Below are 20,288 nucleotides of genomic sequence, written 5' to 3' on the forward strand. Positions count from 1 at the left end.
CCCTGCTTTCATCTTGGCCCAAATACCTCGGGGTCCGGGGCAGCGCCCCGGGACGCCCCGCCCGCGCGCCGCCCGGCACTTGCAGCGAGCGGAAACACCTTGGCCGGGTTCAACAGCCAGGGCGGATCGAAGACATCCTTCACCCGCATCTGTGCCTCGAGATCCGCGGCGGTGAACTGCACCGCCATCAGGTCGCGCTTCTCGACGCCCACGCCATGCTCGCCGGTCAGACAGCCGCCCGCCGCCACGCACAGCTTCAGGATCTCGGCCCCCAATGCCTCGGCCCGCTCCTGCTGCCCCGGGGTGTTGGCATCGTAAAGGATCAGCGGGTGCATGTTGCCGTCGCCCGCGTGAAACACATTCGCCACCTCGAGCCCGAAATCGCGGCCAAGCGCGGCGATGCCGCGCAGCACCTCGGGCAGCGCGCTCACCGGGATCGTGCCGTCGAGGCAGATGTAATCGCCCTTCTGCCCCATCGCGCCGAAGGCCGACTTGCGGCCGAGCCAGATCCGCCGCGCCTCCTCGGCGTCGCGCGCCTCGCGGACCTCGACCGGATCGTGGCGCAGCGCGATCTCGCGGATCAGGCCCAGCTGCTCGGCGATCTCGGCCGGGCTGCCCTCGCATTCGACGATCAGCAGCGCCTCGCACTCGGGATAGCCCGCGGCGCAGAAGGCCTCGGTCGCCTCGATGCAGGGCCGGTCCATGAACTCGATCGCCACGGGCAGGATGCCGGCGCGGATGATGTCGGCGACACAGGCGCCGGCGATCTCGTTCGCGGCAAAGCCGATCAGCACCGGCCGCGCGCCCTCGGGCTTCGGCAGGATGCGCAGCACCGCCTCGGTGACGACGCCCAGCTGCCCTTCCGAGCCGCACACGACGCCGAGCAGATCAAGCCCCGCGGCATCGCAGAACGGGCCGCCGAGCTCGATCACCTCGCCCGCGCCGGTAACGAGGGTGACGCCCAGCAGGTTGTTCGTCGTCACCCCGTATTTCAGGCAATGCGCCCCGCCCGAGTTCATCGCGATATTGCCGGCGATGGCGCAGGCAAGCTGGCTCGAGGGGTCGGGGGCATAGAACCAGCCCTCGCCCTCGATCGCCGCGGTGACCGACAGGTTCGTGCGCCCGGCCTCGACCCGGATGAAGCGGTTCTCGAAATCGACCTCGAGCACCCGGGTCATCCGCGCGAGCCCCAGCACCACCGAATCGGCCGTGGGCATGGCGCCACCGGCAAGCGAGGTGCCGGCGCCGCGCGGCACCACCGGCACGCCCTCCTCGCGGCAGACCCGCAGCACCGCCGCGACCTCGGCCGTGGTGCGCGGCAGCACGACCGCGAGCGGTGCACAGCGCCAGGCCGAGAGCGCATCACATTCATAGGCGCGGGTCTCGGCCGGGTCGTCGATCACCGAATCGGCGGGCAGGACCGCGCGCAACCGCGCCACGATCTCTGGCTTGCGCGCGAGCACCCGCGCGGCTGGCACCGGCATGTCCATGCAATCCCCTCCACTGGCCCCTCCACTGGTCAAAAATTATAACCAATTTATGCGGAAATCAAGCCGGAGGTTTCGCCGCCCCTGAAATGCAAGACCCCGCCGGCTGCGACGCAGCGGCGGGGTCCCGAAACGAAAACCGGCCCCGCGAGGGGGCCGGCAGAATTCTGGTGGGCGATAACGGATTTGAACCGCTGACATCTTCGATGTGAACGAAGCGCTCTACCGCTGAGCTAATCGCCCGGTGGAGTGGCTTCTAGCGTCACTCCTCGGCCTCTGCAAGAGGGGCATCGCCGGTTTTTTCGCCCTTCTTGCCGCCGGCCTCGATCCGCTTCAGCTTGATCTGCAGCAGATCGCCGTCCTTGCCGGCGTGCTTGGTCACGCGCAGCTTGCCAAGCGGCGGGATGGCCAGGCTTTCGCCATTGGCCAGCGCCTCGCCCAGAACCTGCAGCACGGCATCGGTGATCTCGCGCACCTTGCCCTTCTTCACCCCGGCGGCAAGCGCGACGCGCTCGACAAAATCCTTCTTGCGGAGCACGAGGCTCGCACCGCCCTCTTCCGCCGGCGTCGGACCGGCCTCGGCCTCCGCCGCGTCGTCGGGCATGTCGTCTTCGGCAAACTCTTGCGTCATGGAACTGGTCATCTGCGCCTCTCGCAACTGATTCGAGGTCAGAGTATGGTGCAGAAACACGCCGATCCAGCACCCAAACGCGGACGATCGCGAAATCTTTCGCGCTCGCGGCATGAATTCTTGACCGAAGGGCAAGATGCCCGCACGCTTCGGAGACGATCCCACCTAACCACTAAGGAGTTCCGATGCGCAAACTGTTGCTGACTGCTACCGTCCTGTCCTTCGCTGCTCCCGCTGCGTTTGCCGGCGGTTACGAAAAACCCATCATCGAGACCGAACCCGTGGTCGTGGCCGCGCCCTCGACCAGCAATCCCGCGCTGGTCGTGCCCGCGGTGCTGCTGCTCGCGCTTGCCGTCGCCGCCGGCGGCTCGTCGAGCAGCTCGACCAGCGGCGCCGGGAGCTGACCCACCCGATCAATGTCCGGCTGAAACGAAAACGCGCCCCTCACGGGGCGCGTTCTCATTTTTCCGGAACGGAGGGCGCTCAATGCGCGGTGGCGACGTGGCCCTCGCGCGCGGCCAGCGCGGCCGCGGCCGCGGCGGCCTCCTCGGCCTCCTCGTCCCATTCGATCGGCTCGGGCATCCGCACCAGCGCACGCGGCAGCACCTCGCGCACATGGCTCACCGGGATGATCGTCAGCCCCTCCTTCACGTTCTCGGGGATGTCGATCAGGTCCTTCTCGTTCTCCTCGGGGATCAGCACGGTCTTGATGCCCCCCCGCAGCGCGGCGAGCAGCTTCTCCTTGAGGCCACCGATCGGCAGCACGTTGCCGCGCAGCGTCACCTCGCCGGTCATCGCGATGTCCTTGTGCACCGCAATCCCGGTCAGCACCGAGACGATCGAGGTGACCATGGCGATGCCCGCGCTCGGCCCGTCCTTCGGCGTCGCGCCCTCGGGAACGTGGACGTGGATGTCGACCTTCTCGAACTTCGTCGGCTTGATGCCAAGTTCGGGCGCGATCGAGCGCACATAGCTCGACGCCGCCTCGATCGACTCCTTCATCACGTCCCCGAGCTTGCCGGTGGTCTTCATCCGCCCCTTGCCGGGCAGCTTCAGCGCCTCGATCTGCAGCAGATCGCCGCCGACCGAGGTCCAGGCAAGCCCGGTCACCACGCCGACCTGATCCTCCTTCTCGGCCAGGCCGTAGCGGAAGCGCTTCACGCCGAGGTAATCCTCGAGCTTCGCGCCATCGACGGTGACGGATTTCACCGCCCCCTTCGACTTCAGGATCTCGGTCACGGCCTTGCGCGCCAGCTTGGCGATGGCCCGTTCGAGCGAGCGCACCCCCGCCTCGCGGGTGTAATAGCGCACGATGTCGCGCAGCGCCTCGTCGGTGACGGTGAACTCGGTCTTCTTCAGCCCGTTCGCCTTCGTCTCCTTGTCGACAAGATGCTGGCGCGCGATCTCGATCTTCTCGTCCTCGGTGTAGCCCGAGAGCGGGATGATCTCCATGCGGTCCATCAGCGGCTCGGGCATGTTGTAGCTGTTCGCCGTGGTGATGAACATCACGTTCGACAGGTCATACTCGACCTCGAGATAGTGATCGACGAAGGTGCCGTTCTGTTCCGGATCGAGCACCTCGAGCATCGCCGAAGCCGGATCGCCACGGAAGTCCTGCCCCATCTTGTCGATCTCGTCGAGCAGGATCAGCGGGTTCGTGGTCTTCGCCTTCTTCAGCGCCTGGATGATCTTGCCGGGCATCGAGCCGATATAGGTGCGCCGGTGGCCGCGGATCTCGCTTTCATCGCGCACGCCGCCAAGCGAGATGCGGATGAACTCGCGCCCCGTGGCCTTGGCGACCGAACGGCCGAGCGAGGTCTTGCCGACGCCGGGCGGGCCGACGAGGCACAGGATCGGCCCCTTCAGCTTGTCAGACCGCGCCTGCACGGCGAGGTATTCGACGATCCGCTCCTTGACCTTCTCGAGGCCATAGTGATCGGCGTCGAGCACCTTCTCGGCCGCGGCGAGGTCCTTCTTGACCCGGCTCTTCACGCCCCACGGCAGGCTCAGCAGCCAGTCGAGGTAGTTGCGCACCACCGTCGCCTCGGCCGACATCGGCGACATCGACTTCAGCTTCTTCAGCTCGCCCTCGGCCTTTTCGCGGGCCTCCTTGGAGAATTTCGTGGCGCGGATCTTCTCCTCGAGCTCGTTGAGCTCGTTCTGGCCTTCCTCGCCGTCGCCCAGCTCGCGCTGAATGGCCTTCATCTGCTCATTCAGGTAATATTCCCGCTGGGTCTTCTCCATCTGCGACTTGACGCGCGACTTGATCTTCTTCTCGACCTGCAGGACGGAAACCTCCCCCTGCATCAGGCCATAGACCTTTTCCAGACGCGCACTGACGTCGAGCGTCTCGAGCAGTTCCTGCTTGGCCTTCACCTCGAGCCCGAGATGACCGGCGACGAGGTCAGCGAGCTTGTCGGCCTCCTGCGTCTCGGCAACGGCGGCCAGCGCCTCCTCGGGGATGTTCTTCTTGATCTTCGCGTAGCGCTCGAATTCCTCGGCGACCGAGCGCAGCAGCGCGCGGATCGTCTCGACGTCGCCCTCGGTCTCTTCGAGCACCTCGGCTTCGGCCTCGAAATAGGCGTCATTGGGCAGGAACTCCGCGATGCGCACGCGGGTACGCCCCTCGACGAGCACCTTCACGGTGCCGTCGGGCAGCTTGAGCAGTTGCAGGACATTGGCCAGCACGCCGGTGCGGAAAATCCCCTCGGTCGTGGGCTCGTCCACCGCCGGGTCGATCTGGCTTGCAAGCAGGATCTGGCGATCGTCTGCCATCACCGCTTCCAGCGCCCGGACGGATTTCTCCCGGCCGACGAACAGCGGGACGATCATGTGCGGAAACACCACGATGTCGCGCAGCGGCAGGACGGGATAGGTGGTCGAGAGGGTCTCGGTCATCATCATTCCTCTTTGGCGAAAGGGCACCGGCCCCGCCCCTGCGGCAGCCCCGGCCCTTCCCGGTTTGACCATATCTAGGGGTGAGGCAGGCCCGCTTCAACCAGTGCACCGGCGCGCTGCGTCACGTCTCCTTTACATTGCAGGCAGCCCCGCGCCGGGGCAAGCCCGGATCGGCAGCGGGGATCGGCGGCGGGGATCAGCGCGGCAACACCAGCTCGGCGCTCAGCCCGCCCAGCCGGGCGCTCTCGCCAAGCCGCAGGCTGCCGCCGTGGCGGCGCATCACATCCGCGGCGATCGAGAGCCCGAGCCCCACCCCCGGCCCGCGGTCCTGATTGCGCGAGGGATCAAGCCGGGCGAAGGGGCGCAGCGCCTCCTCGCGCCGCTCGGGCGGGATGCCGGGGCCATCGTCCTCGACGAGGATGCGCACCGATTTCGGCGACAGCACAACCGAGACCTCGGCCCGCGTGCCATAGCGCACCGCATTGCCGATCAGGTTCTCGAGCGCGCGGCGGATCGCATCGGGGCGGGCGGTGATCTCGATCTGCCCTGCCCCCGGACAGGCGGTCAGCGCCACCTGCTGGCCCGCCCGCTCGGCATCCTCGACCACCCGCGCCACCAGCCGGCACGGGTCGATCCGCTCGGGCTCGCCCGCCGTCGCGCCTTCGCGCGCGAAATCGAGGAAGGCATCGACGAGCTTGCCCATCTCGGTCACGTCGCGCTCCATCGCGGCGATCTCGTCGCGGGTTTCGTCCTCTTCGGGCAGCATCGACAGACCAAGCCGCAGCCGGGTCAGTGGCGTGCGCAGGTCGTGGCTGATCCCCGAGAGCATCAGCGTGCGCTGCTCGATCTGGCGGATGATGCGCGCGCGCATGTCGACGAAGGCGGCGCCCGCGGTGCGCACCTCGGTCGCGCCCGAGGGGTGATAGCTCACCACCTGGCCCTTGCCGAAGGCATCGGCGGCGCGCGCAAGCCGCTGGATCGGGCGCAGCTGGTTGCGCAGGAAGATGAAGGCGATCACCGTCATCAGCAGCGACACGACGACCATCAGCACCAGAAGCTGGTGCGGGTTCGAGGCCGAGACCCAGGCGCGCTGGAAGGTGATCCGCGCCACCCCCCAGGGGGTGTCGACCAAGAGCTTGACGCGCGAGCCCTCGCTCAGGTCGATCGCGCGCAGATCGGCGACGCCCGCCCGGATCGTGTCGATCACCACGATGCCGGTCAGGTCGGTGAAGGGGCGCTGATCGCGGGTGATCCGGTCCTCCGGGGCCTCGGCCGGCAGCGCGACCTGCAGGCCGAGCGGCTCGGCCAGATCGTCGACCACCGCCTGCGCCGCGGCAAGCGACGGCGCCGCCTCGACCCGGTCGACGACCAGCGCGATCTCGCGCAGCATCGAGGCGGTCATCTGCCGCGTCACCCGCTCGAAATGGCGCTGGATGAACACCACCGAGACGACGAGCTGAATGGTGACCACCGGCAAAATCAGGATCAGCGCGGCCCGCCCGTACAGCCCGCGTGGCATGATCTGTTTGAGCCAGCCGAATTTCATGGCAGAACCCTAGCCGGACGGACGGACGAGAGGAAGCGGAAGATGGCACTGGAGAGGCTCGAGGCGGGGCTGCGGCGGATCGTGGCGCCGAACCCCTCGCCGATGACGCGCGATGGCACCTGCAGCTATGTGCTCGGCACCGGCGCGGTGGCGGTGATCGACCCGGGCCCGGCCGATGCGAACCATCTGCGCGCGATCCTCGAAGGCCTCGATCCGGGCGAGCGGGTGGCGGCGATCCTCGTCACCCATGCCCATCTCGACCATTCCCCGGGCGCGCGCCTGCTCGCCGAGGCAACCGGCGCGAAGGTCCATGCCTTCGGCACGCCCGAGGCCGGCCGCTCCGCGGTGATGGCGCGGCTTGCGGCCGAGGGGATGGCGGGCGGTGGCGAGGGCGTCGACCGCGCCTTCCGCCCCGACGTGACGCTCGCCGACGGCGAGGAGATCGGGTTTGGCGACTGGCAGGTGACGGCGCTGCACACGCCCGGGCATTTCTGCAACCACCTCAGCTTCGCCTGGGGCGATGCGCTGTTCTCGGGCGACCATGTGATGGGCTGGGCCTCGACGCTGATCTCGCCGCCCGATGGCGATCTGGGCGACTATTTCCGCTCGCTCGACCGGCTGGCGGCGCAGGACTGGCGGGTGTTCTACCCGGGCCACGGCGCCCCGGTCGGGGCGACGGCCGCACGGCTGGGCGAGCTTGCCGCGCACCGGCGCGACCGCAGCGCGCAGATCCTTGCCGCGCTCGAGGCCGGGCCGGCCACGGTTGCGGCGCTGACCGCGGCGATCTACACTGACACGCCGGCGGCGCTCCTGGCCGCCGCAGCGCGCAATGTCTTTGCGCATCTTGTTGAAATGACATCGAAAAACGAGGTCGCGCCCGAGGGTTCCCTGTCCCCTTCGGCGCGCTTTTCGCGGCGTTGACGGAAACGGCAAAAAACGCGCAGCTCCCCCTTGCGCCAGTGTCACGCGGCCTTTATAGAACGGCGCGTGTTCCGGCGTAGCTCAGCGGTAGAGCAGTTGACTGTTAATCAATTGGTCGTAGGTTCGATCCCTACCGCCGGAGCCAGATCCCCCTGTCAGGGATGCACGCATGACAGATACCGTGTTCCGGCGTAGCTCAGCGGTAGAGCAGTTGACTGTTAATCAATTGGTCGTAGGTTCGATCCCTACCGCCGGAGCCAATAAATCAGATACTTACGGCCCGCAGGACTCCTAAGACGGGGAGCTAAGACGGGTTTTAAGACGGAGAGCGCCCCCCGAGGGCGCTTTTTCCGTCTTAGGGGCGGTAGCTGTCCGATTGTCCGCGCGTTTGCGGGTTCACCCACCAGATGATGTTGTGTCACAGTTCTCGAAAACGAGGGCTATGATTCGTGAACAACAAACTGGACACCGCCGGGGCGATAGCCGTCGCCTCCCAACACCTGCACGAGCTGAGCGGTCACGTCTTTGACCTGCTCACCGTGTCGAAGCCCATCACGCCCGACGCGGCGGTGAACCTGTCAAAGGTGGTGTCGAAGCTCTCGCCCCTCCTCGGCAACCTCATCGAGTTCAACACCGTTGAGTTCCTCAACGATCAGGAGGAGTTCCGGGGCCTCGGGGAGTGGCGGAGGCAGGACCCGGGCTTTCCCGACACGGTGTTTGATGGGATCACCCCGACGCCCGGATTTGAAATCAAGGCTTGGTTCCCGCTCGCCACCGAGATAACGGCCCGCTTCAAGGACTCACAGAACCACTTCGCGGACGACAACACCCACGTCTGCATGCTCGCGTGGCTGCCCGAGCACATCATCTACGGCAAACCCTACATCCTTGACGTGGTGGTGGTCTCCGGGCGCTCAGTGGCGGAGGCGAGGGACAACCACTATCACAACCCGCCGGACTACCTCGTGCTTGAGCCCGAGGACACAACCGCCCGGACCCGGAACCTGCAGCAGACGAACACCAACGGCTACAAGCTCCAGACGACCGACTCAGCGGAGCTGGCCGAGGCGCTCCGCATCGTCCAGTCGTGGGGAGACGGCGGGCGCACCTACCGGCCCACGCCCGACTACCAGCACAGGCTCCGCGAGCTTCTCGGTCGCTTCAACTACCGGCTGGACACCAACTACGCGAAGATGGACCGCATCGTCCACGGCGAGTTGGAGGCGTTCAAGACCCGGGTCATGGCAACCAAGGTCCACGGCCTGACCGTCCGCGAGTGGGAGCGGCTTTTCAGGAGCCCCGACGAGGCCCGCATCAAGCGGGTCCTTGAGGAGCGGCTGGGCGTCACAGAAGGTGATCCTGACACGCTTCTTGAGTGATCCGCTCTAGGCCGTAGTGGAAGTAGGTCGGGTCAATCTCCGCCGCGAAGGAGCGAAGCCCGAGGCGGCGCGCGGCCACCGACGCGGTGAACAGCCCCCCGAAGGGCTCCCACACGACCGAGCCGGGCGCGGTGGACGCGGAGACGATCCGGTGCATGAGGTCCAAGGGCTTCTGGTTGAGGTGGACGGCCTTCCCCGAAGTCCCGTTGGCCTTGATCCTCTCGTCGCCCCGGAGCGCCGGGCGCTGCCAGACGTTGGTGACGCCGTGTGGGCAATTGAAGGGCGAGCGGGTCAGCGCCCAGTCGCTGCCAGTCATCGGGGCCACGCCGTCCTGCGAGAAGTAGGGACGCCCCTCGGGCCTGCCGTGCTCGTTCGCGTAGTCCGCCATCATCTGGAACTTCTCGGGAGGCATCCAATACCAGAGGTGCCCCTGATCTAGGTATTTCCGCACCGCCGCGTCCGCGACCCCGCAGGCTCGGTTCGCCTCGCGGACAGGCAGGCCGGTCCGCTTCCACTCCTCCAAGAGCCAGTGCTTGAGGAGCTTCCCGTTGATGCGGGGCTCAAATACGTACTGGACGCAGACCTCCGACACCACCGGGAAGCGGCGTATCTTTGCCGTGTTGACGTTCCCGGCGATGTGCCCAAGGCCCTTGTCCCAGATGTTGGCGTTGACGTAGCGCCAGCCGTGACGCTCTAGGACCGGGTGGACCGACGCCCAGCCTATCTCGGAGTTCCAGAACCAGAGGACCGTCTGAGCCGTCGCGCGGCGAGACCATGCGGCAACGTGGGGTTCGTACCACTCGGGCATCCCCGTGTGGTCGGAGGTGTCACCCTCGAAGCCCAGGACGCCGTAGGCCCCGTCCGACACGATGCAGCCGGGCGTCTCCCAGCTCTCATACTGGCTCAGGCTGTCCGCGAGGGCGATGGTCGTCCGGCCATCGGTCCAGCGGTCGGTGGCGGGGGCCTCGGTGCGCGTGACCGCCTTCCCCCGGCCCACCGTTGACGTGGGCTCGCGGCGGCGGGCGGCGGGCACCGGCTCCTCAATCTCGGTCGGTGCATTCCCCTCCGGCGCGTCCGTCATCGTCTCTCCTCGGCTGGATCGTGTGAACATAGTGAGAACATAGGCGATTCACGCCCCTCTGGGCAAGGTATCCTTCCGGGAGCCCGGGAGCTACCACATATTGACGGCAGCCCGGGCCGCTCCACAGCCCCGTGCGCCGTCTTGCGCCAGTGGGCGGGGTCGCGGGCGAGGTCGCGGAGCGCCAGCAGCAGAGCCGCCCAGAGGGCGAGCCAGTAGGCGGGCAGCAGGAGGGCCAGCCAGAGCGGGAGCCCGGCCCGGCGGGCGGCGCGGGCGGCGAGCGCGAGGGCGGAGGCGTAGCCCAGCAGCATCAGCGCCGCGAGCGCTCCTCCGACCTGCCCGCCCGCGAGGAGGGCGAGCCCGAGGGGGTGCGCCGCGATGCACAGCAGGGATGCGGGGAGCTGGGCGACTAGGGCGAGGGTCGCGGGGAGGCCCAGCTCCCGGGCGGCGCGGCGCGGCTCTCGGGCGTGGACGATGGAGGTTACGGCGAAGCCCTTGAGCCACCGGGCGCGCTGGCACAGCCACGCCCGGGCGGTGACGGGGGCCTCCTCCCACGTGGTGCTGTCGATGACGCCCGAGCGCCAGCCCAGCCGGGCGAGCCGCACCCCGAGGTCCGCGTCCTCGGTGACGTTGTGGGCGTCCCAGCCCCCGGCGGCGCGGAGGGCGTCGGTCCGGAACCAGTTGCTCGTCCCGCCCAGCGGGAACGGGAGCCCGAGGCGGGCGAGCGCGGGCAGGACGCACCCGAACAGCCCGGCATACTCAAGAGCCCAGAGGCGGGCCACCAGCGGCGAGCCCGGCCCGGCGTGGTCGCACCCGAGGCGGGCCTGCACCACGGCTAGGCCGGGGTCGGAGGCCAGCGCGGCGGCGGCGAGCCGGGCCTGCCCCGGGTCGGGCCGGTCCTCCCCGTCGAAGACCACGACCACCTCGCCTTGAGCGAGGGCGAGGCCCACGTTGCAGGCCCGGGGCTTGGTCTGGGGGCTGCCCTCGGGCACCACGACCACCTGCCAGCCGGAACAGGGCGGGCGGTGCGCCCGGGCGGCGGCTGCCGTCTGCGGGTCGCTCTCTTCCACGAGGATCAGAACCTCAAGCAGCCGCGCCGGGTAGTCCAGCCGCCCGAGCGCCGCCGCGAGGTCGGGCAGCAGCGCCTCCTCCCGGAACAGCGGCACGAGGGCGGTGACGGTCGGGAGGTCCGCCTCCGGCAGTGGCGGCGGACCGGGGGGCGGCGGGACGGCCAGCGCGGCGAGCCGAACCGCCGCCGCGAGGGCGAAGGCCGGGGCGAGGATGAGGGACGCCCAAGGGGAGAGCAGCCGCAGGAGGGCGGCGGCGGGGAGCAGCAGCGCGGCCCAGACCGGGACCGCGAGGCCCCGGGCGGACAGGTGCGCCGGGACGCTGTGCGAGGCCCAGCGGACGGCGGCGGGCGACGGCTCGGGCCGGACGTGCCAGAGGCGGGCCGGGACGCTGCGAGACGCCCAGCGGGCGACGGCGGGCGAGGGCTGCCGGTGCAGCGGCGAGACGTTCCCCATGCGGTGCTCCATTTCTCGGGGCGTGAACAAAGAGGGAACACTCCTACCCCGGGGATAACTGGACGGGCAGCACACGTCTAGGTTGAATCGCTTTTGAATCAGGCACATGGGGTGCGCGCACGGCGGCGCGGTGCTCCGCCAAACGCAAGGCGGTTGACAGAAGCGAGGCCGGGGTGCAGGTGTGTGACGTCTGCCACCGCAGACCGGCGGCGTCGGGTTAACACGTCCGATGCCGTAAGCGGCTCCGCCCAAAGCGACGAGAGCCCGCCGACAGGATCAACGCAACCCCGGTTGCGCTGGCTGTCGGCTACCCGTGTGTCCGTGCGACCCGAACCGGCCCGCCAGCGCTCCGAACCAACGGAGTGAGACACATGCCTAACTACTGGCGCAGCGGCGAAGGCCGCGCGGTTATCGACACAGCGGCCCGCTGGGTCCTCGCGGAGGCGGCTCTCCGGGGCCTCACCGTCTGGGACTACATCGACGGTCGGTGCTCACTGGCGGAGCTGGGCGTCACGGCGGACGGGGCGGCGCGGACGCTCAAGCCGCTGATGCCCGACGCCCACCGTCACTACAACGAGCACGGCGGAGGCAATGAGCGGTATCAGACGTGGGAGGCGTGGTTCAGCAAGCGTCTGCGCAACCGCATCTTCTACTTCTTCCACCGCCACGCGCCCGGGGGTGGGGTGCGGCGCTGCCTCGCGGAGTGGCCACTGGCCGAGCCGCAGCGGCGCGCCGATCTGGCCGTGGCGGCTGAGTAGCGCGCCACCCGCAAATGGGCCGCGCGGGGACGACCCGCGCGGCCCTGTTTTCATTGATCGTCGGCGGAGCGGTGCCGCCACCCGGCATCCGGTCGGTTCCGGGGTCAGTGAATGACCGGGCGGGGCAGCCAGAGGTCGCGGCTGAACAGGCACCAGCCCAGCGCGACCTGCACGGCGCGGTCGTGCTGGCGGATCAGGTGGGGCGTGGCCCGCTCCGGGTCGCGGATCGCATCCACCCACGCATCGCGGGTGGTCCCCGGGTAGCGGCGGCAGAGGAGCCCGACGAGCCCCCCGAGCCGGGCGCGGGGGACGCGGTAGAGCCGGGCGAACTGCGCGACCATGGCGGGCGTGGGCCAGCCGTCCGGGCTCGCCTCCTCCGCGTAGGCCACCAGCGCGAGGTGCGCCTTGCGCAGCCGCGACGGGAACAGCCGCGCGTAGGCCTCGGTGAGGCGCTCGGGCGTCATGCGCCGCGCCCCGGGCCGGTGTAGGTGGCCCCGAGGGCATCGCCCTGGAACACGCAGGGCGCGAAGCCGCCCGCCGCCGTGGCAGCGACCTGCGTGGTGTCGAAGCCCGCGAAGGGCGCGTTCATGTGCGGCACGAGGGCGTTGGCGGCGGTGATCGCCGCCGGGGCGCTGGCCGCGTCCACGAGGGCGGCGTGGGTGCCCGAGGGGTTCTTGAGGTGTTCAGCGCCCCGGGGGCGGGTCACGAGGTAGAGGGGCATGGGTTCACTCCTTGGTGGTGTTGAGGGCGAGCTTCACGCGGTCGAGCGGGCGGACCTTGCCCGCCTCCCACTCGCGGTTGCGGACGATGGCGCGCTGGGCGGCGAGCTTCACGGCGGCGATCGCGTCCTGCACCTTCCGAGTCTCCTCGCCCACCAGCCGGTCGGCAAGGTCCTGCGCGCTGAACGGGCGGGACCGGGCGGGCATCCGGTCCACCACCGACACGAGCGCCGCGCCCAGCACCTTGTTGCCGGAGGCGACGGCGAAGGCCGCCATGTTCCTGAGCTCCACGACGCCCGAGCCCTCAAGCTGCTGCATGTAGGCGGTGCGCTCGGGCGTCCCGAGGCCTGAGCGCGACAGGACGGTGACCGGGTTCGCCCAGAGCTGGGCCGTGGTGGCGAGGCTGTCGGCGGCGGCGCTGAGTTCCTTGAGGTGCGCCCAGCGGGCGTCGGAGCTGTTCGCCACGACCTCGCGCCGGGCGACGGCTGCGGCCTTGTCGCGGGCGGCGGTCTGGTCCTTCGGGTCGAAGCCCGCCCGGGCGAGGCTCTCCGCCGCGTCGGCGGCGCGCTTGGACACGCCCGCCTCAAGCGTGTCGATCAGCGCGCCGAACTTCTCGGCACGGCGCGCCGCGACCTCGGCAAGGTCGATGACCTGCGCCGTGGCGAGGATGGGCTTGTCGGGGATGTTGAGGGGGAGGGATGGGGCCGGATCAGCCATGCGGGGCACCTCTTGCCTTCGGCGGGCCACCAGCGGCGCGCCTTCTCGGGCGAGAGGATACCGCGATGCTGCGCTGCGGCGAATGGCCTAGCGTTGAGCGGAGCCACGTCAGAACCATCCCCAGAGCGGGTCTCCGGCCTTGTTCGGCGCGGGGCGCGCGACCTTGGCCGAGCGCTCGGGCAGGTGTGCCTCCGGGTCCTCCGCCGTCATGCCGAGGGCCATCCCGACCACGACAGCCGGGGCGCAGGTCACGAGCGCGGTCACGGGCCGGGACAGGCCCGGAGGGGTCCAGCCCTCGCGGACGTAGGCGTCGTAGCCCATCCGGGAGAGGAGCCCCGCCGCGTTCGCGTAGGCTTCCTCGCGGGTCTCCGCCACCGCCCGCACGTCAGTCGCCCCGCCGCGCCTCGGGGTCCAGCGGAGCGTGTTCCAGCACGTCCGGTTCCGGCTGGCCGGGGATGCTCCCGCCCGCCGCGCGGCGCTCCGACAGGAACTCCTCCATCGTCATCTTGGGCGGCAGGAGGACGACGCCCCCGGTGTTGACGCTGACGTTGAGCTCGGGGGCCTCGCCTTCCCGATAGCCGTGGCGGGCCTTGAGGAGGAACAAGTTGGCGACCACGTTCCCCTCGTCCGCGACCCGTCGCAGGTTGCCCACCAGCACATCGTGCTCGCGGGCCAGCCCGCGCTGGTAGGCCTCCTCCACGGCGGGGTCGCGCCGCCGCACCTCGCGGAGCGTCGTCCCGTGCATCCCGAGGACGCGGGCGACGGTGGCGAGGTGGCAGCCCCGGCCCACCAGTTCTTCGATGATCGCCAGCCCCCGGGGGGTGATCTCCCAGTACGTGCGCCCCTGCCCGCCCGGGCCGGGCGCTACGAGACGTGCGGGCAGTTCGTCGTCGGTGTCGTCGGTCATGTTGCCTCAAGCTCCTCTTGCTTCTGCTCAGCGTCGAAGGCCTGACAGACCCGGAAACTGAGAGACTTCCCGCACTTCAACTCGCGCGCGATGCGGTCCATGCCCACGCCACGGGCGCGCAGCGCCCGGATGGACTGGACCAGATTGTCGGAGGCCGGGGGCCTGCCTATGCGCTTGCCGCTCGCCCGCGCCCGGGCCATCCCGGCCCTCGTGCGCTCAACGATCATCGCCCGCTCGAACTCGGCAAAGACGCCCGACATTTGGAGGAGCGCCCGGCCCGCCGGGGTGGACGTGTCCAGCGCCTGCTGCTCTAGGAACAGGTCGCACCCGACCGTGCGCAGCGTCTCGAACAGGTCCACGAGGTCGCGGAGCGAGCGCCCGAGGCGCGACACGTCCCACGCCATCACCACGTCGAAGCGGCGGCGCTGGGCGTCGGCAATCATCGCGTCCAGCCCGGGGCGGCGCGAGGTCGCGCCGCTGGCCGTCTCCACGTATTCCCGGGCGACGGTCCAGCCCGCCCGAGCGGCCACCTCCCGGAGCCGGAGAAGCTGGTTCTCCGGCGTCTGCTCCCCGGTGCTGACCCGGGCGTAGATCGCGGCGCGGCGGGCGGTCATGCCGCCACTTCATCGTTGGCGAGCCCGTAGTGGTCGCGGGTCCAGCGGGCCGTGCCGTCGAAGGCCATGTAGTCGTCGCGCAGGATGTCGTGCGCCGCGCCGCCCCGGCACAGCAGCGCCGCCACGACGCCGCGCCCGTTGTGGACGTAGACGCGCACGGTGCCCTCGCGGGCCAGCGCGGCGGCGACGTTCTGCGCGACCAGTTGGAGGTTCAACGGGGTCGCGGTGTCGATGATGCTGTGATCGGCGGCGCGGTGGAACGAGTAGGTGGTGGTCATGTCTGTGCTCCATTTCTCGATGTGGCGGGCGATCAACCTAGGGTTGCGTCCCGGATCGGAACATAGCGTGAACAAGAAGCTCCGGCTAGTCTGAAAACGGACGGTTGCGGTGTGGGCAGGACGGGCGGGCGAAGGCCCAGAGAACGTGGGGCCTGCGGCCCTCGGGCGGGGACAGGGTTTCGGGGTGGCACCTCGGGCGGGGGTCGCGGACCTTGCCCCGGGGTGCGGACCCGGGCTCCGCCGCCCGCCCTGGTGGGGGTTCCTTTTTGCGGCGGCGCGGAACACGTGTTGCGTTCGCCCGAGACCACCGCGCCCATGCCCAAGAACCGCCCGCGCAGCCGGTCCGGGGTCGGTCCGGGGGAAGTCCGGGGTCGGTCCGGGGTCTGGGGTCCGCGAAGCCACCGGACGGCAACGGCTTTCTGCGCCAAGTCCGGGCAGTCCGGGGTATCTACGACCTATATGCAGGAAAACAGGAGAGAGACGGACACAGAACAGGAAACCCAGAAGCACAATTAGGCGGAACCCGGACTGCCCGGACTGGCCTCGCTAAGTGGTTGTTCTTGTGGGCCAGCAGCCCGGGCGAACCCGGACTGCCACCCCGGACTGGCGCTAGAACGGAGTGTCGTCCTCGCGCCGGAAGCCTGCCCGCAGGGCGATGCCCGCGAAGGCGGGAACCCTGTCGTTCTGCGGTCCGCGCTTGCTGTCCCGCACCTGCCCGTCCATCGCGGAGTAGAGGTCCCGGGCGAACACGGTGGAGTTGCTCAGGTAGTCCTGCCCCATGTGGTCGCGGTGCCACTCGCGGAAGGCCGCGAACAGGCGGTCCTTCGCTACCCAGAGGTCCGGCCCGGCCTCGCACCAGTCGCGGACGAAGGCCGGGATCGGGGAAGACAGGTCCCCCATCTGGAGCGCCACGTCGCGCCCGGCCTGCGGCTGCGTGATCCGCCCGGATGCCCGGACCCGCCGCCACCCCTCCACGGCCCAGTTGAGGATGCCGGGCAGCTCGCCCATCAGCGCGCCCGTCAGGCCGGGGTCCTCGCGCCCGAAGAAGCTCTGCCGCATCGGCAGGACGATGAACCGCGACACCAGAGCGCCCGAGCGGTCCGCGAACCTCGGCACCTCGTTCGTCATCACCACGAACCGCGCCCGCAGCGTGACCTCCACCGCCTTCTTGTGCTTCCGGTTGACGCTCACCCGGTCCTCGCCCGTGATCCGCAGCAGGTTCTCGGCCACCGCCGCCTCGTCCGTCCGGTTGCTGATGCGCATGTCCGACACGATGGCGAGCTGCTTGGCGATGAGCGGTTCCAGCCCGAAGTCGCTGCGGCCGAAGCTGTTGAGCGACGGGGCCACGGTGTTCGCCTCGCCCACCAGCTTGCCCATGATCCGCCCGATGGTCCCCTTGCCCGAGCGCTTCGGGCCGGGGATCAGCAGGGCCTTCTGGAGGCTCGTGTCGGGCGTCAGCAGGTAGCCCATGAACTCCTGAAGGGCGGTCACGCAGTCCGCTTCGTCGGCGTCGGGCCAGACCTCGCCCAGGAACGCCAGCCACCGCCGGGGCTCGGGCGCGCCCGGGTCGTGGGCGAAGTCCACCGCGTTGCGCGTGAACAGCGCGGGCGTGGCGGGCAACAGGTCCCCCGTGGGCAGGTGCAGCAGTCCCGAGCGGGTCGGCAGCAGGTCCAGCGGGTTCGGCCCGGCCCGCCCGTCAAGCCACCGGGGCGGCTCCTCGCGCGACGGGGCGAGGTGCGTCACCGCCTTCAGCGCGTCGATGGTCGCGGACACCACCTCGGGCTTCGGGCGGAACGGCTGGGCCTTCCCGTCCTTGTCCATCACGCGGCAGCTCTCAAGGAACGCCCACGCGGCGGCACGCACCGTGTCGTCGGGCACGGCGACGTAGGCCGCGCCGTCCCAGTCTAGGAACTCCTGCTGGTGGTGCCGGAGGTGCTCGCGCCCGGCGTCCCGCAGCGCCCGCGCCCAGTCCATCGCCCCGCCGTGGAGGACCGGGCCGGGCCGGGGCTGCGCCGCGAGCGCGCGGGCTATCTGGCGGTCCGCGTAGGCGTCCGCCTCCTTCTGCTCCCGGACGTGCGCGCTGACGGCGTGGTCCGGGTCGAGGATCACCGCCTTCATCACCTCCTCGGGCAGGTCCGCCCGGACCATCTCGCACAGGACGTGGAACACGAGGTCCGACCTGTCCGCCCAGCGGCCCGGCTGGTCGGGGTCTTCCCCGTTGACGATCAGCGCCTTCACCCGGTCGGGCAGGCCCAGCGCCTCAAGGTCCACGCCCACCGCCGCCGCGATGTTGCGCCGGGGCGCGCCGCCCCGGCCCGCCATCGGCGCGGGCTCGAAGTCTTCCAGCCGGTAGAGCCGCGACCAGTCCGCGTCCACCACATGGGCCAGCCGCGCGGTGCGGCCCTTACGCCGCTTCTTCTCGCCCGGCACGTTGACGGTCCCGGGCAGCCGCATGATCCGGTCGGTGTTCTGCGTGTCGTCGCCGCCCAGCGCGACCCCGAGGGCGCGGTTGCGGTCTTCCACGGGCAGGTGACGGGCCTCGTCACCGGGCTCGCCCGGCAGCGCCACGTCCTCGCCCAGCCGCCAGAACATCTGGTAGCCGCCGCCGCTGTCGATGGTGACGGTGGGCCGGGGGAGGGTCAGCTTCCTGCCGCCCACCTCCCAGTCCTCGGCCATGCGCTGGATGCGCCCGCGCTCCTCGTCAAGGTTCTCGCCCTCACGGGGGTCAACGTCCACGTGCAGGGCGTGTGCCGCCCGCACGTCTAGCTTCCTCGGCTTGCTCGTCACCGCCGCGCGGAGCGTGTTGACGGTGAAGTAGACGTTCTCGCGGCCCTGCCGGGCTTCGATCCAAGCGGCCATCCGGTCGCGCTCGTCGCCCCGGAAGGTCGCGGTGGTCGTCCGCCCGCCGTCCGGCACGATGGAGGTCAGCACCCAAGGCCCGCCCGGGCACCACCGGCGCAGGAAGTCCAGCGCCGCCGCCGTGTCGCCGCTCAACGCTTCGCCATCGCCCGGCCCGCCGTTCGCGGGTATACTGGCGCTGTCAGGGTGATGACGATGCCTGTCTTCCGCGCCCCCGGTGAGCTTCCCAGCGCCGGGGGCGTTCCTCTCCCCGCCCCTGCTCATTCCTGCCTCCCGGCTTCCAGCCAAGCGTCGAGGTCGGCCCGCCGGTAGCGGACGATCCGCCCGCCCACCTTCGAGGCCACCGGCCCCGCCCGCCGGTAGCGGAGGTCCTCAAGGCCGCGCGTCGTCAGCCCGCAGTAGTGCGCGGCCTGATCGGGGGTCAGCCACTCGGGCGTAACCAGTTCGTCGCGGACGCGCGCCACCACGAGGCGCACGATTTCGTCTATGTCTGAGGTCATGGCATGTCACCAAGCCAGACCGCTTGCGGGCGGTCGGGTTGATGACAGGGCTGTGGCGCACCTTCGCGCCCACCGGGTTGCCCCGCGCCCATGCTCTTGGGCGCTCCCCGCGCGCGGCACTTCCCAGCCAGCCGGTGCGGTTATCTAGTCGGTGGAGCAACTCTACCGGGCCGGGGCAGCCCGGTAAAGTGGCTTCGCGTCCCGCTCAACGCTTCCGGTTCGCGGACAGTGACTTATCCCCGCTTCCGGCACCAGTCCATGATGTAGCGGCTCATCGCCTCCTGCCGCCCGCGCAGGTAGTCCTCGGCCACCTTCGAGCGCGTCATGTAGCCGTCGCTCACGTCGCCGTCCGCGTGGTTCATGAGGATCATCACGTCAGTCTTGAACAGCTCCGCCTCGGGCGAGAGGGTCTTGTAGGTCTGGCGCAGGTCCCCGCCGAACTTGGGCAGCGCCTCGCGGTCCTCCTGATAGGCGACGATGTGCCCGGCGAAGTCGCCCCGGTGCGACCTCACCCCCTCACCCGGGAAAATCCACTCCGCCGCGTTGACCGCGTTGACCATCCGCCCCGCCCGGCGGGCGCGGGCGAGGCAGGCCAGCATCTCGCGCGACAGGGGGATGTCGAAGGCCCGCCGCTCGCCCCCCTTGGGCAGCGGCACGTGGAGGACGCGGCGCGCCATGTCGAGGTGCTCCCACCGGGCGACGGTCAGCGCCCCGGGCCGCGAGCCCGAGAGGAGGCAGAACAGGTGGAACTCGCGGCGCACCGGGTTGGGCAGCGCGGCCAGCTTCTTGAACCAACCCGGCAGCTCGGCAGCCGACATGGCCGTGTCGCGGCGGCGCTGGGGGTTGAAGTCGATGGAGTCAACCGGGTTGAAGGCGGGCAGCTTCGGGTCCAGCCGCCGCTTCCGGGCGTAGTTGTAGACCCGGCGAAGAAACACCATCGCCCCGTTGGCGGCGGACGGGCCGCTGCTGGCCGTCAGCTCGCGGTGCCGCTTGCGCACCTCGGGGGTGTGGTCGGAGAGCCGGGCGAGCGGGGTCCGCTCCCAGTCCGACAGCAGGCGGTAGCTGTAGTCGTAGCCGCGCACGGTCGCGGCGCTGCGCCGCCCGGCGGCAACGTCCTGCTCCATCGCGGCGCGCAGCTCGGCCCAGGCCGCGCCGAAGGTCAGCGCCCCGCCCTCCCGCCCCCCGCCCTCGCGGGCTATCTCAACCTTGGCCTCCCGCGCCGCCTTGCGTGCGTCGGCCACGCTCACCTCGGGCCACTTCCCCACCGCCCGCTTCTTGGTGGACCGCTTGCCCAAGGGGGAGACGACATCGACCTGCACGGTGAAGGTCTTGGTGCGCGCACCGACCACGACGAAGAAGCCGGGCTCCTCGGTGTCGCGCACTACGTACTGGCCCGAGGCGGCTGGCGGGAGCTTGTCCAGAACGTCCTTGGAGAGCTTCGTGGGCCGCATGTTCATCTTTTGTTCCTATCAG

20 protein-coding genes and 3 tRNA genes are annotated in these 20,288 nt (G+C 70.0%); 6 read left to right on the forward strand and 17 right to left on the reverse strand.

Translation table 11 applies throughout. From position 1 onward, the window contains the following. Positions 1-8: 8 nt before the first annotated feature. The 3 genes from EOW66_RS11275 to EOW66_RS11285 form a co-directional block, all read right to left on the reverse strand. Positions 9-1,490: an FAD-linked oxidase C-terminal domain-containing protein gene (locus tag EOW66_RS11275; protein WP_128156459.1), complete on the reverse strand. Its 1,482-nt coding sequence runs from the start codon at positions 1,488-1,490 to the stop codon at positions 9-11. A 165-nt stretch (positions 1,491-1,655) separates the two neighbouring features. Then, positions 1,656-1,730 (reverse strand) — tRNA-Val (locus EOW66_RS11280). A 19-nt stretch (positions 1,731-1,749) separates the two neighbouring features. Then, positions 1,750-2,130: an HU family DNA-binding protein gene (locus tag EOW66_RS11285; RefSeq protein WP_164881102.1), complete on the reverse strand. Its 381-nt coding sequence runs from the start codon at positions 2,128-2,130 to the stop codon at positions 1,750-1,752. Positions 2,131-2,303: 173 nt separating this feature from the next. Here EOW66_RS11285 and EOW66_RS11290 point away from each other — a divergent pair, with 173 nt between their 5' ends. Continuing rightward, positions 2,304-2,522, forward strand: coding sequence for a hypothetical protein (locus EOW66_RS11290; RefSeq protein ID WP_113899731.1), 219 nt, complete (start codon positions 2,304-2,306; stop codon positions 2,520-2,522). 79 nt (positions 2,523-2,601) lie between these two features. On the opposite strand, the gene lon is transcribed toward EOW66_RS11290, so the two are convergent. Both lon and EOW66_RS11300 read right to left on the reverse strand, forming a co-directional pair. Then, the gene (lon, locus tag EOW66_RS11295) at positions 2,602-5,016 is read right to left on the reverse strand and encodes an endopeptidase La (RefSeq protein WP_128156461.1); all 2,415 of its coding nucleotides are present in this window, start codon (positions 5,014-5,016) and stop codon (positions 2,602-2,604) included. A gap of 196 nt (positions 5,017-5,212) precedes the next feature. Next, a complete protein-coding gene (locus tag EOW66_RS11300) occupies positions 5,213-6,562 on the reverse strand; it encodes an ATP-binding protein (RefSeq protein WP_128156462.1) in 1,350 nt (449 codons plus the stop codon). Between the two features lie 42 nt (positions 6,563-6,604). Here EOW66_RS11300 and EOW66_RS11305 point away from each other — a divergent pair, with 42 nt between their 5' ends. The 4 genes from EOW66_RS11305 to EOW66_RS11320 all read left to right on the forward strand — a co-directional run bounded on the left by EOW66_RS11305 (position 6,605) and on the right by EOW66_RS11320 (position 8,862). Continuing rightward, positions 6,605-7,483 carry an MBL fold metallo-hydrolase gene (locus EOW66_RS11305; RefSeq protein ID WP_128156463.1) on the forward strand — a complete coding sequence of 293 codons (879 nt, stop codon included), beginning with the start codon at positions 6,605-6,607 and terminating at the stop codon, positions 7,481-7,483. Between the two features lie 70 nt (positions 7,484-7,553). Beyond that, positions 7,554-7,628 (forward strand) — tRNA-Asn (locus EOW66_RS11310). A 40-nt stretch (positions 7,629-7,668) separates the two neighbouring features. Then, positions 7,669-7,743: transfer RNA gene (locus EOW66_RS11315), tRNA-Asn, on the forward strand. A gap of 189 nt (positions 7,744-7,932) precedes the next feature. Further along, positions 7,933-8,862 (forward strand): hypothetical protein, encoded by a 930-nt coding sequence (locus tag EOW66_RS11320; protein WP_206363694.1) that lies wholly within the window; start codon positions 7,933-7,935, stop codon positions 8,860-8,862. Here the strand turns inward: EOW66_RS11320 and EOW66_RS11325 are convergent. Together EOW66_RS11325 and EOW66_RS11330 are read right to left on the reverse strand one after the other, a co-directional pair. Continuing rightward, the gene (locus tag EOW66_RS11325; protein WP_128156464.1) at positions 8,828-9,943 is read right to left on the reverse strand and encodes a DNA methyltransferase; all 1,116 of its coding nucleotides are present in this window, start codon (positions 9,941-9,943) and stop codon (positions 8,828-8,830) included. The two genes, EOW66_RS11320 and EOW66_RS11325, sit on opposite strands and share 35 nt — an antisense overlap. Next, the gene (locus tag EOW66_RS11330) at positions 9,940-11,463 is read right to left on the reverse strand and encodes a glycosyltransferase family 2 protein (RefSeq protein ID WP_128156465.1); all 1,524 of its coding nucleotides are present in this window, start codon (positions 11,461-11,463) and stop codon (positions 9,940-9,942) included. Before EOW66_RS11330 ends, EOW66_RS11325 begins: the two co-directional genes overlap by 4 nt. A gap of 371 nt (positions 11,464-11,834) precedes the next feature. Between EOW66_RS11330 and EOW66_RS11335 the strand changes: the two genes are divergently transcribed. Next, on the forward strand, positions 11,835-12,221 hold the full coding sequence (locus EOW66_RS11335) for a hypothetical protein (RefSeq protein ID WP_128156466.1): 387 nt from the start codon (positions 11,835-11,837) through the stop codon (positions 12,219-12,221). A gap of 104 nt (positions 12,222-12,325) precedes the next feature. On the opposite strand, the gene EOW66_RS11340 is transcribed toward EOW66_RS11335, so the two are convergent. From EOW66_RS11340 to EOW66_RS11385, 10 genes are all read right to left on the reverse strand, one after another. Continuing rightward, positions 12,326-12,685 carry a hypothetical protein gene (locus EOW66_RS11340; RefSeq protein ID WP_128156467.1) on the reverse strand — a complete coding sequence of 120 codons (360 nt, stop codon included), beginning with the start codon at positions 12,683-12,685 and terminating at the stop codon, positions 12,326-12,328. Then, entirely contained in the window at positions 12,682-12,942 is a 261-nt protein-coding gene (locus tag EOW66_RS11345) for a hypothetical protein (protein WP_128156468.1), read from the reverse strand. Before EOW66_RS11345 ends, EOW66_RS11340 begins: the two co-directional genes overlap by 4 nt. Positions 12,943-12,946: 4 nt before the next feature. Then, positions 12,947-13,657: a hypothetical protein gene (locus EOW66_RS11350; protein ID WP_128156469.1), complete on the reverse strand. Its 711-nt coding sequence runs from the start codon at positions 13,655-13,657 to the stop codon at positions 12,947-12,949. 108 nt (positions 13,658-13,765) lie between these two features. Continuing rightward, on the reverse strand, positions 13,766-14,032 hold the full coding sequence (locus EOW66_RS11355; protein ID WP_128156470.1) for a hypothetical protein: 267 nt from the start codon (positions 14,030-14,032) through the stop codon (positions 13,766-13,768). A 10-nt stretch (positions 14,033-14,042) separates the two neighbouring features. Next, positions 14,043-14,564 carry a hypothetical protein gene (locus EOW66_RS11360; RefSeq protein ID WP_128156471.1) on the reverse strand — a complete coding sequence of 174 codons (522 nt, stop codon included), beginning with the start codon at positions 14,562-14,564 and terminating at the stop codon, positions 14,043-14,045. Then, positions 14,561-15,178, reverse strand: coding sequence for a recombinase family protein (locus tag EOW66_RS11365; protein ID WP_128156472.1), 618 nt, complete (start codon positions 15,176-15,178; stop codon positions 14,561-14,563). The genes EOW66_RS11360 and EOW66_RS11365 overlap by 4 nt, the downstream gene beginning before the upstream one ends. After that, positions 15,175-15,456, reverse strand: coding sequence for a hypothetical protein (locus tag EOW66_RS11370; protein ID WP_128156473.1), 282 nt, complete (start codon positions 15,454-15,456; stop codon positions 15,175-15,177). The genes EOW66_RS11365 and EOW66_RS11370 overlap by 4 nt, the downstream gene beginning before the upstream one ends. A 609-nt stretch (positions 15,457-16,065) precedes the next feature. Further along, positions 16,066-18,579, reverse strand: a complete 2,514-nt coding sequence (locus EOW66_RS11375; RefSeq protein WP_128156474.1) for a DNA primase family protein — start codon at positions 18,577-18,579, stop codon at positions 16,066-16,068. Further along, entirely contained in the window at positions 18,576-18,815 is a 240-nt protein-coding gene (locus EOW66_RS11380) for a helix-turn-helix transcriptional regulator (RefSeq protein WP_128156475.1), read from the reverse strand. Before EOW66_RS11380 ends, EOW66_RS11375 begins: the two co-directional genes overlap by 4 nt. A gap of 233 nt (positions 18,816-19,048) precedes the next feature. Beyond that, a complete protein-coding gene (locus EOW66_RS11385) occupies positions 19,049-20,272 on the reverse strand; it encodes a tyrosine-type recombinase/integrase (RefSeq protein WP_128156476.1) in 1,224 nt (407 codons plus the stop codon). Between the last annotated feature and the right edge of the window lie 16 nt (positions 20,273-20,288).

Source organism: Paenirhodobacter huangdaonensis (genome assembly GCF_004022465.1).
GTDB classification, from domain to species: domain Bacteria; phylum Pseudomonadota; class Alphaproteobacteria; order Rhodobacterales; family Rhodobacteraceae; genus Rhodobacter; species Rhodobacter huangdaonensis.

Excerpts from the sequence above, each read along its gene's own strand:
- EOW66_RS11300 (WP_128156462.1), bottom strand. The coding sequence starts at position 6,562 with ATGAAATTCGGCTGGCTCAAACAGATCATGCCACGCGGGCTGTACGGG.
- EOW66_RS11345 (WP_128156468.1), bottom strand. The coding sequence starts at position 12,942 with ATGCCCCTCTACCTCGTGACCCGCCCCCGGGGCGCTGAACACCTCAAG.
- lon (WP_128156461.1), bottom strand. The coding sequence starts at position 5,016 with ATGACCGAGACCCTCTCGACCACCTATCCCGTCCTGCCGCTGCGCGAC.
- EOW66_RS11305 (WP_128156463.1), top strand. The coding sequence starts at position 6,605 with ATGGCACTGGAGAGGCTCGAGGCGGGGCTGCGGCGGATCGTGGCGCCG.
- EOW66_RS11350 (WP_128156469.1), bottom strand. The coding sequence starts at position 13,657 with ATGGCTGATCCGGCCCCATCCCTCCCCCTCAACATCCCCGACAAGCCC.
- EOW66_RS11385 (WP_128156476.1), bottom strand. The coding sequence starts at position 20,272 with ATGAACATGCGGCCCACGAAGCTCTCCAAGGACGTTCTGGACAAGCTC.
- EOW66_RS11285 (WP_164881102.1), bottom strand. The coding sequence starts at position 2,130 with ATGACCAGTTCCATGACGCAAGAGTTTGCCGAAGACGACATGCCCGAC.
- EOW66_RS11335 (WP_128156466.1), top strand. The coding sequence starts at position 11,835 with ATGCCTAACTACTGGCGCAGCGGCGAAGGCCGCGCGGTTATCGACACA.
- EOW66_RS11325 (WP_128156464.1), bottom strand. The coding sequence starts at position 9,943 with ATGACGGACGCGCCGGAGGGGAATGCACCGACCGAGATTGAGGAGCCG.
- EOW66_RS11330 (WP_128156465.1), bottom strand. The coding sequence starts at position 11,463 with ATGGGGAACGTCTCGCCGCTGCACCGGCAGCCCTCGCCCGCCGTCGCC.
- EOW66_RS11375 (WP_128156474.1), bottom strand. The coding sequence starts at position 18,579 with ATGAGCAGGGGCGGGGAGAGGAACGCCCCCGGCGCTGGGAAGCTCACC.
- EOW66_RS11365 (WP_128156472.1), bottom strand. The coding sequence starts at position 15,178 with ATGACCGCCCGCCGCGCCGCGATCTACGCCCGGGTCAGCACCGGGGAG.
- EOW66_RS11340 (WP_128156467.1), bottom strand. The coding sequence starts at position 12,685 with ATGACGCCCGAGCGCCTCACCGAGGCCTACGCGCGGCTGTTCCCGTCG.
- EOW66_RS11275 (WP_128156459.1), bottom strand. The coding sequence starts at position 1,490 with ATGGACATGCCGGTGCCAGCCGCGCGGGTGCTCGCGCGCAAGCCAGAG.
- EOW66_RS11290 (WP_113899731.1), top strand. The coding sequence starts at position 2,304 with ATGCGCAAACTGTTGCTGACTGCTACCGTCCTGTCCTTCGCTGCTCCC.
- EOW66_RS11370 (WP_128156473.1), bottom strand. The coding sequence starts at position 15,456 with ATGACCACCACCTACTCGTTCCACCGCGCCGCCGATCACAGCATCATC.
- EOW66_RS11380 (WP_128156475.1), bottom strand. The coding sequence starts at position 18,815 with ATGACCTCAGACATAGACGAAATCGTGCGCCTCGTGGTGGCGCGCGTC.
- EOW66_RS11360 (WP_128156471.1), bottom strand. The coding sequence starts at position 14,564 with ATGACCGACGACACCGACGACGAACTGCCCGCACGTCTCGTAGCGCCC.